The sequence below is a fragment of the Pseudomonas sp. PA-4-8C genome (assembly GCF_021606625.1).
Taxonomy (GTDB): domain Bacteria; phylum Pseudomonadota; class Gammaproteobacteria; order Pseudomonadales; family Pseudomonadaceae; genus Aquipseudomonas; species Aquipseudomonas lactis.
The window spans coordinates 1-13710 of sequence record NZ_WKCD01000136.1; the positions used below are offsets into that span (position 1 = coordinate 1).

Consider the following 13710-nt stretch of genomic DNA (forward strand, 5'->3'; position numbering starts at 1 on the left):
CTGAATGGCCGGGAAACTAACAGCAATAGGAGCAGGACATGGAAGGGGAGTGGAAGGGCGTAGATAGCGGTGTGTTTTTTTATACAAGCAGAAGACGGGAGAGGAGATACCAGCGACAGTTTGGTGGGCGCGGGGATGGGTAGAAGAGACAGCCTGAAAGCGCGGGGGCTGTGACCGTGGGGGCGGGGGCGGCATTTCTCAGCTGTTTCAACTGTGCCTTGATAGGCGCTGTGGCGCACTTGGCGTTGGCCTGCTCGGGCGTCAGGTGGCGCACGGAGGTGTAGAACAGCTCACACGTCTGCTCCTTGCGCGTGACCTGCCACGTATTCAGGCAGGCCTTGAGCAATACATTGGCATCGCTGGCGGGCTTCTGGCCCATGCCGGCTTGCCAGCAGGCAGCGCTCAAGTCCTGGCCCATCACTTTCAAGCCCGCGTCGTCGGCTTTTTGTTCGTCACCGTCATAGCTGTCGGGGCTGGCCGCATACCAAATGTAGCTTGGGTGGTTGGCGCCCAATACCGCGACGGTTTTGCCTGGCTCCGGGCTGATCTGCGCCAGGCTCAGCACGCCCACGGTTTGCCCGTATTGTTGCTTGATCCAGCTACGCACCGGCGCGCCGAAGGCCACCATCGGCAATGCGCCGCCAGGGCGCAGGCTCAGTTCCTTGACCATGCGGGTCTGGTAGTCGGTGAAATACCCGTAGACGGTTTCCAGGTCTTTGCCGGCATTGGACGGCGCAGCGATGGGCGCGATATCAATGATGGTCTGGTACGCCGGCGTTTCCGTGGCCGGTACGCCGTTTTCGCTTAACAAGGTGGCCCAGCGGTCGGTGGTGGCCGATTCCAGGTAATCCTGGGCCTGGGTCAGCGAGTAATCCGGAGGGAAGTGCAACAGCTCGATGCTTTTGCGGTTTTCCAGGGCCATGCCCAACGGCAGGAACAGGTACCAGTTGTAGGCCCATTTGCCATCGCTGTTGAGCTGGCGCGCACCTTGATAAGCCAGGTCGGCGGTATTGAGCAGCGTGGTCAGCGGCTGGCCGTAACCGTCTGGCACGCCGCTGAAGGTCGCCGTGACCTGACCGTCGTGGGTCTTCACACTGACCTTGGCCCGGCTGTAACCGTCACGTTGCAGGCTCTGGTTCAAATAGTGTTCGGCGGTCTGCTCCAGTGACCATGGCCGAAAGCAGATCACATTGCAGTTGTTGGGGTACGCGAACAACTGGGTGACGCGCTGCGTGCTGCCCAGTGGCACCTCGATGTCGGCCTGTACGACCGTACTCGCCAGCAGTGCGACGAGGGTGAAGGACAGCCTGGTCAGTTTAAACATAGTCGATTCCTTGTCAGCGAAGCCCGTCTGCGCGGGATGGAAGCCCACCTGCACACAGTAGCGGCTGACCAGGAAAATCGCGTGTTAAATCGCCCGGCATGTCGTTATTGGATAAGCCCCTACAGGCTGAACTGCAAGGCATTGCTCAGATCGCCCATGGGCTTCTGGCCGCGCGCGATCATCGCGTCATCACGCTGCTTGAGGCCGTCCAGGGTCTCCAATTGGAACACTCGAGTGATCAAACGCAGGATCGATGCGGTGTCGTACACCGTATGGTCCACCGTGCCTTTGCGCGCAAACGGCGACACCACCAGCGCCGGAACTCGCGAGCCTGGACCCCAGCGGTCACCCTGGGGCGGCGCCACGTGGTCCCACCAGCCGCCGTTTTCATCCACGGTCACCACCACCACCATGTTTTTCCATTGCGGGCTTTCTTGCAGCACCTTCAAGGCGCGGGCGATATGGCGGTCGCCCGAGGCCACATCGGCATAGCCGGCGTGCATGTTCAGGTTGCCCTGGGGGTTGTAGAAACTCACGGCGGGCAGCTTGCCGGCCTGGGCGTCGGCGAAGAACCGGTTGGTGCTCGACTCATCGCCCAAACCGCCGTCACGCAGGCGCTTGGCACGTTCTGCCGGGTTTTGCGGCCCTTGCTGCTTGAAGTAATTGAACGGCTGGTGGTGGTACTGGAAATTCGGAATCTTGGGGATGCCGCCGGAGTCCTTGAACTGCTCCAGCGTGGCTTGCCACGCACCGGCGTACCAGGCCCAGTCGATGTTCTTTTTCGACAGCTTGTCGCCAATATGCTCGTGGGTTTGCGGCACCAGCACATTGGGCAGGTCGGGCTTGGAATAATCCGGGTTTTGCGGGTCGCGGATCCAGGTGGGCCAGTAGGGTGGGGCCAGGGTGTTTACGCCGTAACCGTCCGGTGTCAGCGCGCTGGGGCCAAATTGTGGCGGGCCGGTCATGGCGCTGGCCGGGGAGGTGTCCAAGGGCTTGAGGCGTGTGCCGCTGGGGTCATCGCTTTGCAGCGTAGCGATCTGCGCCTTGGCCACCGACTGCGCGGCATTGGGATAAAACGGCGCGGTGGCGCTGATCAGGTACTGGTGGTTAAGGAACGAGCCACCAAACGCGCCCTGGAAGAAGTTATCGCACAGCACAAACTCCTTGGCCACGTCCCACAGGCGCAGGGCATAACGGCTTTGAGCGTAATGGCCCATCACCAGCCCACCGGAATCGCCCCAGGCGACAAAACCATCATTCTTGCCGCCGTTGATCTGCATCTGGTTCTGGTAGAACACGTGCCACAGGTCGCGGGTCACCAGGCTCAATGGCAGGTCTTCGCCCTGCGGGCCTTGGAGGGCGAACGGCGCGTTGGGCAGGCTTTCCTGGAATTGCACTTCGCTGGGGTAAGTCACCCCGTCCACTGTTTGTGGGCCGACCTGCAACACACCGCCCCAGCTCGGTGGCAGGGCAGGCAATACGCTGCCATCGCGGTCGCGCTGCTGGAAGTCCTTGGCGGTTAACGCCGACAGTGGTTTCTCCACGCCGGGGAAATCTGCAAATAGGTTGTTGAAGCTGCGGTTCTCGGCGTAGATCACCACCACGGTCTTCACCTGCTCGCGCAATGCCTTATCCAACTCCTGAGGCGTGAGCGGCCGCGTCACGGGTGGGCTCGGTGCTTCGCTGGTATTGCCGCAGGCACTCAAGGTTGCACCCACGCCCAACACCGCCGCACCGCCGAGGAATCGCCGGCGGCTGGTGTCTACCGGCGTTTTGGGGGCGCAGTCGTGGGCAGGGTGGTCGTTGTGCTCGTCACTCATTGCGAGGAATCCTTGGCGAGATGTTGCAAGATATTTCGCAGGACGGTAGCAATGGAATGTGACGGAACGAAGACAGGCTTGAGAGCGCTACAGAACAAATTGTGGGAGCGGGCTTGCTCGCGAATGCGGGTTGTCAGTCAACGAATTCATTAACGATCCACCGCATTCGCGAGCAAGCCCGCTCCCACACCGACCGCGTTATGGCATGACTGGCGGCAGATACTTCAACGTCGTCCCCAACGCCCACAGCAAAAACAACACCAGCGGCGTGTGCACCAGCAACTGCACAAACGAAAACCCGATCAGATCCCGCGCCTTCAGGCCCAGCACACCCAGCAACGGCAACATATAAAACGGGTTGATCAAGTTCGGCAGCGCCTCGGCGGCGTTGTAGATCTGCACCGCCCAGCCCAGGTGGTATTGCAGATCATTGGCCACTTGCATCACATACGGCGCTTCGATGATCCACTTGCCGCCACCTGAGGGGATGAAGAAGCCCAGCACTGCCGAGTAAACGCCCATCAGCAGGGCGTAGGTGTCGTGGGAGGCGATGGAGGTGAAGAACGTCGAGATATGGTGCGCCAGAGTCTGGCCGTCGCCACCCTTGACCACGGTCATCAGCGCGGCAATCGAGCCGTACAGCGGAAACTGGATCAGCACGCCGGTGGTGGTCGGCACCGCACGGGCCACGGCATCGAGGAAGCTGCGCGGGCGCCAGTGCAGCAGCGCGCCCACCATGATGAACAGGAAGTTATAAGTGTTGAGCCCTGAGATAGCGCTGATCGCCGGCTTGGTCGAGAACTCATGGAACAGCCAGCCGGCCGCCAGCAACGCCAGCAGAATGGTCAGCAACGGGCTGTGTTCCAGCCATTCGCCTGGGCGGGTCGGCGCCTGCGGCTTGGGCAGGTTGAAGGCCGGGTCAATGCCGCAGGCCTTGGCATCCCGGGCGCTGTTGGGGCCAGGCGCGGTGGCGTAGGCGATGATTAGCGACACCACGATCAGCGCCAGCAACAGCACGCCGGACTGCCACAAAAAAATGGTCTCGGTGAACGGGATCATCCCAGTGATCGACAGGATCGACGGCGGCAAGCTGGCCGGGTTGGCCTGCAACTGCGCGGCCGACGACGACAGCCCCAGCGCCCATACGGCCCCCAGGCCCAGGTACGCGGCAGCGCCAGCGGCGCGGTAGTCCATGCGCAAATCCGTGCGCCGGGCCAATGCCCGCACCAGCAAACCGCCGAACACCAGGGACAGGCCCCAGTTAAGCAATGAAGCCACCATGGAAATCAACGCCACCCAGGCCACCGCCGAACGGCCATTCTTGGGAATGCGCGCCAGGCGGTCGATCAACTTCACTGCCGGCGGTGAACTGGCGACCACGTAACCGCCGATCACCACAAAGGCCATCTGCATGGTGAACGGGATCAGGCTCCAGAACCCATCGCCAAATGCCTTGGCCGCTTCGGCCGGTGCGGCGCCCATGCCCAGGGTCGCCACGGCGACGATGATCACGGCGAGGGCGGCAAACACCCAGGAGTCAGGAAACCAGCGCTCGGCGAAGTTGGAGCAACGCAGGGCAAATCGGGCATAGCGGCTGTCTTCGATAGCATCGGCCACGAGTCTTTCCTCTTGTAGTTATTATGGGGTTTGGCAGTTTTACGGCATGTTCCTCTACGTCTATTGATTTGGGAATGTAGTTATCTTCAACGATCAATGAGGAAAACAAATATATCCGTCGCGATTGCCATCGATGGGCTCAGCTCATAACCTGCACGCCATTTTGTTTGCCTGCCGAGCCTGCACATGACTGCCACCTTTTCCCCACGGGCGCAGCGTTTTTCCCGCTCCGACTACAAAACCCTGGGCCTGGCCGCCCTCGGCGGAGCCCTGGAAATCTACGACTTCATTATCTTCGTGTTCTTTGCGCTGACCCTCAGCCAACTGTTCTTCCCCCCAGAAATGCCCGAGTGGCTGCGCCTGCTGCAAAGCTTTGGCATCTTCGTCACCGGTTACCTCGCCCGTCCACTGGGCGGCATCCTGATGGCGCACTTTGCCGACCACCTGGGGCGCAAGCGCGTCTTCAGCCTGAGCATCCTCATGATGGCCTTGCCCTGCCTGCTGATCGGTATCATGCCGACCTACGCGCAAATCGGCTATTTCGCCCCGTTGATCCTGCTGGCGCTGCGCGTGCTGCAAGGCGCAGCGGTGGGCGGCGAAGTGCCCAGCGCCTGGACTTTCGTCGCCGAGCACGCACCGCGTCACCATCGTGGCTATGCCCTGGGTTTTTTGCAGGCCGGCCTGACTTTCGGTTACCTGCTGGGGGCGCTGACCGCCACCTTGCTCGCGCAGGTCTTCACCCCCGCCGAAATCCTCGACTATGCCTGGCGCTTTCCCTTCCTGCTCGGCGGCGTATTCGGAGTGATCGGCGTATGGCTGCGCCGCTGGCTCAGCGAGACTCCGGTGTTTCTGGAAATGCAGGCGCGTCGCCAAGCCGCCGCCGAAATGCCCTTGCGCACCGTGCTGCGCGACCATCGCGCCGTGCTGCTGCCGGCGATGATCCTCACCTGCGTGCTGACGTCTGCCGTGGTGGTGCTGGTGGTCATCACCCCGACCATGATGCAGAAAACCTTCGGCATGAGCCCCAGCCACACCTTCGCCCTGAGCGCCCTGGGCATCGTCTTCCTGAATATCGGCTGCGTCCTCGCCGGCCTGCTGGTGGACCGCATCGGCGCGTGGCGCGCGGTATTGGTCTACAGCCTGTTGCTGCCGGTGGGCATTGCGCTGCTGTACGCCAGCCTGATCGCTGGCGGCGTGTGGCTCGGCGCAGCGTACGCCGTGGCGGGCCTGAGCTGCGGCGTGGTGGGCGCGGTGCCGTCGGTGATGGTCGGGCTGTTTCCGGCGCAGGTACGGGTGTCGGGGATTTCCTTCACCTACAACATCGCCTATGCGCTGTGGGCAAGTACTACGCCGTTGTTGTTGATCGCGCTGATGCCGACCAGCCCGTGGATCTGCGTGGGGTATTGCGTAGTGATGGGGGCGGTGGGGGTGGCGAGTGTGGCGCTATTTGGCAAGCGCCACACCTTGGCCGCCTGAGGGTCAGGTCAGGAAGTGCCAGAGCAACAAGGTACCCACCAACCCAACCACCGAAACAATCGTCTGCAACACCGACCACACCCAGATCGTCTGCTTCAACTGCAAGCCAAAGTACTCACGCACCATCCAGAACCCGGCGTCGTTGACGTGGCAGAAGAACACCGAGCCGGCGCCGATGGCCAGGGCGACCAATGAGCTTTGCGTCGCCGCCAACCCGGCCATCATCGGCGCGAGGATGCCGGCGGTCGTGGTGGTGGCGACGGTGGCCGAGCCGGTGGCCTGGCGCAGGGCCACGGCGATCAGCCAGGCCAGCAGCAGGTAGGGCATGTGCGCGCCTTCGGCGACTTTGCTGATGGTCTGGCTGACGCCGGCGTCCAGCAGGGTTTGCTTGAGGCCGCCGCCGGCGCCGATGGTCAGCAGTAGTACGGCGATGGGCGCCAGGGCTTTGCGCAGGGTGTTGCCGACGTCGGCGCGTGGCATGCCCGCCGCCCAACCCAGGCAGACGACCGCGGCGATTACGGCCAGGCCGAGGGCGACCAGCGGTTCACCGAGGAATTTCAAGGCCAGGGCGAGGGTGCTTTCCGGCGCCAACGCGACTTTAGCCAAGGTGCTGCCGAGCATCAGGATTACCGGCAACAGAATGATCAGCAGCGACACACCGAAGCTCGGCTGGCGCGGGGCCTTGGGCGGTGCGCTGAACAAGGCGCCGATATCGGCCGGTTCGTCCACGTGCAGGCGCTTGGACAGCCAGTTGCCATACAGCGGCCCGGCCAGGATCACGGCCGGCACCGCCAGGCAAAAGCCCAGCAACATGGTCAGGCCCAGGTCGGCGTGCAATGCGCCCACGGCGATCAGCGGCCCCGGATGCGGCGGCATCAGGGCGTGCAAGGTGGTCATGCCCGCCAGTGCCGGGATGGCGATTTTCAGCAACGGTTGGTTCGAACGCTTGGCCATCACAAAGATGATCGGCACCATCATCACCAGGCCCACTTCGAAGAACAGCGGCAGGCCGATCACCATGGCGACCAACGCCATCACCCAAGGCAATGACTTGCCTTTGCCCAGCCCGAGCAACGTGGTGGCAATACGGTCGGCCGCGCCGGATTCGGCCATCAGCGCGCCGAGCATCGCACCCAGGGCAATGATGATCCCGGCTTCGCCGAGAATCGCCCCGGCGCCTTTGCTGAACGCCTTGGCCACTTCTTCCGGCGGCAGGCCGGCGCCGACCCCGGCGATAAAGGTGCCGATCAAAATCGACAGGAAGGGCGGCAGTTTGGTCGCGCTGATCAGCACAATGATGCTGGCGATCGCCAACAGCACGCACAGCATGAGGCGGGTGTCGTGAACCATCCACGCGGCAGTCGATAACTCCAAAACGGGACTCCTTATCGAGCAGGTTGGCTAATATGTTTCTTTTTGTTTCAGCCTGAAAAGCATACCTGATAGTGCTCCCCCAACGCGTGCATGAACGATTTTGGTGCGCCCGAAGCTAACGACGCTCTGGCGCTCAGATGACAATTTTGCAAACCATGCCAGTGGATCTGGCCTATAGCTCTATGATCCGCCCCATCCCAACCCACGAGGACATTTCATGAGCGCAGGACACAGCCACGCCCAAGTACGCGCCGGCCACGAACGCAAGTTATGGATCGCCCTGGGGCTCACCGGTAGCTTCATGCTCGCCGAAGTGATCGGCGCCTTTGTCACCGGCAGCCTGGCGCTGTTGTCCGATGCAGCGCACATGATGACCGACGCCCTGGCCCTGGCGATTTCCCTGGTGGCGATCCAGGTCGCCAAGCGCCCGGCGGATCGCAAGCGCACCTTCGGTTATGCGCGGTTCGAGATCCTGGCAGCCGCCTTCAATGCATTGCTGCTGTTCGCCGTGGCGTTCTACATCTTGTACGAGGCTTACCAGCGGCTGCAGGCACCTGCAGAAATCCAGTCCACCGGCATGCTGGTGATTGCGCTGCTGGGGCTGGTTGTCAACCTGATCTCCATGCGTTTGCTCAGTGCCGCCAGCGGCGAGAGCCTCAACGTCAAGGGCGCCTACCTGGAAGTCTGGAGTGACATGCTGGGCTCCGTCGGCGTGATCATTGCCGCGCTGGTGATCATGTTCACCGGCTGGGGTTGGGTCGACTCCGTGGTCGCGGCTGCCATCGGTTTTTGGGTCTTGCCGCGCACCTGGACGTTGCTCAAGGCGAGCATGAATATCCTGTTGCAAGGAGTGCCGGAGGGCGTGGATATCGAGCAGGTGGAGCAGGGCATTCGCAGTGTGCCTGGGGTCAAGGACGTGCACGACCTGCACATCTGGGCCCTCACCAGTGGCAAGAACGTGCTGAGTACGCATCTGGTCGCGGATGCGTCCCAGGGCACTGAGCAACAGATCCTCAGCCGAGTGGCGGAGTTACTGCACGAACAATTCGATATTTCCCACGCCACGATCCAGGTCGAGGGCGAGGGTTTTCAACATGACGATCACGACGAAGTGCATGCCTGAACCTGGCTAACGGATTTGTAATCTTTCGCCCACGGCCCTGATAAGTACCGAAAGCTACATTGCCCCCGCTGGGAAATCTCAGCGACTTCATGGGCGTGGAACTCTCGTTATGGCAATTTTTGTTAGAACACTGTTGGGGGCGGCGGCATTGGCATTGTGGATATCCGCAAACGCCGCCCAGGCACAACCTCTCACCCTCGATGCAGCCTTGCAAACCGCCTTCGCCAACAACCCGGACCTGGCGGCCGCACAATGGGAAATTGACATCGCCCAGGGCGGTCGCCAACAGGCCGGCCTGATCCCCAACCCGGTGGCCTCCTGGGACGCCGAAGACACCCGCCGCAACAGCCGCACCACCAGCATCAGACTCAGCCAGACCCTGGAACTGGGCGGCAAGCGCGGTGCACGTATCGAAGTGGCCAGCCGTGCCCAGGATGCCGCCGCGCTGACCCTGGAGCAGCGTCGCAACCAGCTGCGCGCCGAGGTCATCGACAGCTACTACGGCGCCTTGCGCGCCCAGGAACGCCTTGACCTGGCGCAACGCTCCATGACGCTTGCCGAACGCGGCCTGGTGGTCGCCAACGGGCGCGTCACCGCTGGCAAGTCGTCACCCGTGGAAGCCACTCGCGCCCAGGTGCAAGTGTCCGAAATTCGCCTGGAGTTGAACCGCGCCCAGATCGGCCTCACTGACGCCTACCGTCGCCTCGCCAGCAGCACCGGCAGCGCCGCCACCGACTTCCAGGCCGTCGCTACGCCAAGCACTTCCGTGCCGGCGTTACCCGCCGCCGCGCCATTGCTGGCTCGTCTTGAACAGACTGCGGAACTGCGCCTGGCCGAACTCAACATTGTGCAGAACGAAGCCAGCGTGGGCCTGGAAAAAGCCCAGCGCATTCCGGACCTGGATGTGTCCATCGGCAGCCAATACGACGCCAGTGTGCGCGAACGGGTGAACCTGGTGGGCGTGTCGATGCCCATTCCGCTGTTCAACCGCAACCAGGGCAACATCCTGGCGGCCACTCGACGCGCCGACCAGGCCCGCGACCTGCGCAACGCCGCCGAGTTGCGCCTGCGTACCGAAACCCGCCAGGCCCTGGACCTGTGGCAAACCGCGAACACCGAAGTGCGCGCGTTCAACCAGCAGATCCTGCCCGCCGCACAAAGTGCGGTAGACAGCGCCACCCGTGGCTTCGAGATGGGCAAGTTCAACTTCCTCGACGTGCTCGACGCCCAGCGCACCTTGATCGCAGCCCGCACCCAATACCTTGCGGCCACCGCCCAGGCTACCGAGGCCTGGGTACGCATCGAGCGCATTTACGGCGACCTCGCCCGCTTTTGATTTTTCTTGGAGTCTCCTGATGAACAAAAAACATGGCATGGCGCTCGCCGTCGCCCTGGGCCTGATGCTATCGGGCCTCGCCCTCGCCGAGGAAGAAGAAGGCAAGCTCGAACTCACCGAGCAGCAGATTCAAGCCGCCGGCATCCAGTTGGCCCAGGCGCAACCGCGCGCTATCAGCACCGTGCTGACGCTGCCGGGCGAGGTGCGTTTTGACGAAGACCGCACCTCCCATATTGTGCCCCGCGCAGCGGGCGTGGTAGAGGCGGTGAAGGTCAACCTGGGCCAGTCGGTGAAGAAGGGCGAACTGTTGGCGGTGATCGCCAGCCAGCAGATTTCCGACCAGCGCAGCGAACTGGCCGCCAGCGAACGCCGGGTCGAACTGGCGCGCACCACCTTCCAGCGCGAGCGTCAGTTGTGGCAGGACAAAATCTCTGCCGAGCAGGATTACCTGCTGGCGCGGCAGACCCTGCAAGAAGCCGAAATCGCCCTGAACAATGCGCGGCAAAAAATGACTGCGCTCAGCGGCAGCGCGGTATTGGCCGGCGGCAATCGTTATGAACTGCGTGCGCCCTTCGCCGGTGTGGTGGTGGAAAAACACCTGGGGGTGGGCGAGGTGGTCAGTGAAACCAGCAATGCCTTCACCCTCTCTGATCTGTCCCAGGTGTGGGTCACCTTCGGCGTATTTCCCAAGGACTTGAACAAAGTTCGCGTGGGCAAGCCGGTGAAAGTCAGCTCGACGGAAATGGGCACCGAAGTGCTGGGTACCGTGGCCTATGTGGGCAACTTGCTCGGTGAGCAGACGCGCACCGCTACCGTGCGGGTGACGGTCCCCAACCCTGACGACGCCTGGCGCCCGGGCTTGTTCGTGGCCGTGCAAGTGGCCACCGATACCTACCAGGCCAAGGTGACCGTGCCGCAAACCGCTATCCAAACCGTCGAGGACAAACCCTCGGTGTTTGTGCGCACGGCGGACGGCTTTATCACCCGCCATCTTGAACTGGGCGTCAGTGAAAACGGTTACGTCGAAGTGCGTAAAGGCCTGGAGGCCGGCGCGCTGGTGGCGACGGCTGGCAGCTTCATCCTCAAGTCCGAACTGGGCAAAGGCTCGGCCGAACACGCCCATTGATCCTGCGAGTGATTCCCCATGTTTGAGCGCCTTATCCAATTCGCCATCGAGCAGCGCATCATCGTGTTGCTGGCGGTGCTGTTGATGGCCGGTGTCGGCATCGCCAGCTATCAGAAACTGCCCATCGACGCGGTACCTGACATCACCAACGTACAGGTGCAGATCAACTCGGCGGCGGCCGGTTTTTCGCCGCTGGAAACCGAGCAGCGCATTACCTTTCCCATCGAGACGGCCATGGCCGGCCTGCCGGGCCTGCAGCAGACGCGTTCACTGTCGCGTTCCGGTTTGTCCCAGGTCACGGTGATTTTCAAGGACGGCACCGACCTGTTCTTTGCCCGCCAACTGGTCAACGAACGCTTGCAAGTGGCCCGTGAGCAATTGCCCGACGGCATCGAAACCGCGATGGGGCCGATTTCCACTGGCCTTGGGGAAATTTTCCTGTGGACCGTCGAAGCCGAGGACGGTGTGCGCAAAGAGGACGGTACGCCTTACACCCCCACCGACCTGCGGGTGATCCAGGACTGGATCATCAAGCCACAACTGCGCAATGTGCCAGGCGTGGCCGAGATCAATACCATCGGCGGCTTCGCCAAGGAATACCAGATTGCGCCAGACCCCAAGCGCCTGGCCGCTTACAACCTGACCCTCAACGATCTGGTCACCGCGCTGGAGCGCAACAACGCCAACGTCGGCGCCGGCTACATCGAGCGCAGCGGCGAACAGTTGTTGATCCGCGCGCCGGGCCAGGTGGCGTCTATCGACGACATCGCCAACATTGTCATCACCACCTCGGACGGCACGCCGATCCGCGTGCGCAATGTGGCCCAGGTCGACATTGGCCGCGAGCTGCGCACCGGCGCCGCCACCGAAAATGGCCGTGAAGTGGTGCTGGGCACGGTGTTCATGTTGATCGGTGAGAACAGCCGCAGTGTGTCCCAGGCGGTGGCGAAAAAGCTTGAGGAGATCAACCGCTCGCTGCCCGAAGGTGTGGTGGCCGTCACCGTCTACGACCGCACCAACCTGGTGGAAAAAGCCATCGCCACGGTGAAGAAAAACCTCTTCGAAGGTGCGTTGCTGGTGGTGGCGGTGTTGTTCCTGTTTTTGGGCAACATCCGTGCGGCGCTGATCACGGCGATGGTGATTCCGCTGGCGATGCTGTTCACCTTCACCGGCATGTTCACCAACAAAGTCAGCGCCAACCTGATGAGCCTGGGCGCGCTGGACTTCGGCATCATCGTTGATGGCGCGGTGGTGATCGTCGAGAACGCCATCCGCCGTCTGGCCCACGCGCAACACCGTCATGGCCGGTTGCTGACCCGCAGTGAACGCCTGCACGAAGTGTTCGCCGCGGCCAAGGAGGCGCGACGCGCGCTGATCTTCGGGCAGTTGATCATCATGGTGGTGTACCTGCCGATCTTCGCTCTCACGGGCGTGGCCGGGAAGATGTTCCACCCCATGGCTTTCACGGTGGTGATTGCCTTGCTCGGCGCGATGATTTTGTCGGTGACCTTCGTACCGGCGGCGATTGCGTTGTTCGTCACCGGCAAGGTCAAGGAAGAAGAAAACATTGTGATGCGCAGTGCGCGCCGGGTGTATGACCCGGTGCTCAACTGGGTGATGGTGCGTCGGCCCCTGGTGTTCGGCTTGGCCGCTTTGACCATCGTCGTCTCGGGCCTGGTTGCCAGCCGCATGGGCAGTGAGTTTATCCCCAGCCTTAGCGAAGGCGACTTTGCCCAACAGGCGCTGCGTGTGCCCGGCACCAGCCTGACGCAATCGGTACACATGCAGCAGCAACTGGAAAAAACCTTGCTGGCCCAAGTGCCGGAAATCGAGCGGGTGTTTGCGCGCACCGGTACGGCGGAAATTGCCTCCGACCCGATGCCGCCGAATATCTCCGACAGCTACGTGATGCTCAAACCCAAGGCCCAATGGCCGAACCCGAAGAAGTCCCGCGAGGCAATCATCGCCGATATCCAACGGGCCAGCGCGATTGTGCCGGGCAGCGTGTATGAGCTGTCGCAGCCGATCCAGTTGCGCTTCAACGAGCTGATTTCCGGGGTGCGCAGCGACGTGGCGGTGAAGGTGTTTGGCGACGATATGGCGGTGCTCAACCAGACTGCCGGGGAAATCGCCGAGACCTTGCAAAAGCTCAACGGCGCCTCGGAAGTGAAGGTGGAACAGACCTCCGGCCTGCCGGTGCTGACCATCAATATCGACCGCGACAAGGCCGCTCGCTTTGGCCTGAATGTGGGTGATGTGCAGGACACCATCGCCGTCGCGGTCGGTGGGCGCCAGGCCGGTACGTTGTACGAGGGCGATCGGCGTTTTGACATGGTGGTGCGCTTGTCCGACACGTTGCGCACCGATATCGACGGCTTGTCACGGCTGTTGATCCCGGTGCCGGCGCTGGCGAGTAGTACCTCGGGGCAGTTGGGCTTTATCGCCTTGTCCCAGGTTGCCAGCCTCGACCTGGTGCTGGGCCCCAACCAGATCAGCCGCGAGAACGGCAAGCGC

Annotated in this window: 8 protein-coding genes and 1 pseudogene; 5 read left to right on the forward strand and 4 right to left on the reverse strand. The window is 62.4% G+C overall.

Annotated features, from left to right (window positions below):
* Window positions 1–157: 157 nt before the first annotated feature.
* The 3 genes and pseudogenes from GIW04_RS18875 to GIW04_RS18885 form a co-directional block, all read right to left on the reverse strand.
* Window positions 158–1324 (reverse strand): annotated as a pseudogene (locus tag GIW04_RS18875) (hypothetical protein); the annotation flags it as partial.
* 119 nt (window positions 1325–1443) lie between these two features.
* A complete protein-coding gene (gene acpA, locus GIW04_RS18880; RefSeq protein ID WP_236479119.1) occupies window positions 1444–3144 on the reverse strand; it encodes an acid phosphatase in 1701 nt (566 codons plus the stop codon).
* Between the two features lie 198 nt (window positions 3145–3342).
* Window positions 3343–4761 (reverse strand): short-chain fatty acid transporter, encoded by a 1419-nt coding sequence (locus GIW04_RS18885; RefSeq protein WP_003188294.1) that lies wholly within the window; start codon window positions 4759–4761, stop codon window positions 3343–3345.
* Between the two features lie 186 nt (window positions 4762–4947).
* Here GIW04_RS18885 and GIW04_RS18890 point away from each other — a divergent pair, with 186 nt between their 5' ends.
* Window positions 4948–6237 (forward strand): MFS transporter, encoded by a 1290-nt coding sequence (locus tag GIW04_RS18890; protein ID WP_003188295.1) that lies wholly within the window; start codon window positions 4948–4950, stop codon window positions 6235–6237.
* Between the two features lie 3 nt (window positions 6238–6240).
* On the opposite strand, the gene GIW04_RS18895 is transcribed toward GIW04_RS18890, so the two are convergent.
* The gene (locus GIW04_RS18895; RefSeq protein WP_105225643.1) at window positions 6241–7611 is read right to left on the reverse strand and encodes a GntT/GntP/DsdX family permease; all 1371 of its coding nucleotides are present in this window, start codon (window positions 7609–7611) and stop codon (window positions 6241–6243) included.
* A 217-nt stretch (window positions 7612–7828) separates the two neighbouring features.
* Between GIW04_RS18895 and GIW04_RS18900 the strand changes: the two genes are divergently transcribed.
* The 4 genes from GIW04_RS18900 to GIW04_RS18915 all read left to right on the forward strand — a co-directional run.
* Window positions 7829–8734: a cation diffusion facilitator family transporter gene (locus GIW04_RS18900; protein ID WP_120249119.1), complete on the forward strand. Its 906-nt coding sequence runs from the start codon at window positions 7829–7831 to the stop codon at window positions 8732–8734.
* Window positions 8735–8843: 109 nt separating this feature from the next.
* Entirely contained in the window at window positions 8844–10070 is a 1227-nt protein-coding gene (locus GIW04_RS18905) for a TolC family protein (protein WP_120249118.1), read from the forward strand.
* A 19-nt stretch (window positions 10071–10089) separates the two neighbouring features.
* Window positions 10090–11196: an efflux RND transporter periplasmic adaptor subunit gene (locus tag GIW04_RS18910; protein WP_120249117.1), complete on the forward strand. Its 1107-nt coding sequence runs from the start codon at window positions 10090–10092 to the stop codon at window positions 11194–11196.
* Window positions 11197–11214: 18 nt separating this feature from the next.
* A partial coding sequence (locus GIW04_RS18915; protein WP_236479121.1) for a CusA/CzcA family heavy metal efflux RND transporter occupies window positions 11215–13710 on the forward strand: 2496 nt, incomplete at its 3' end.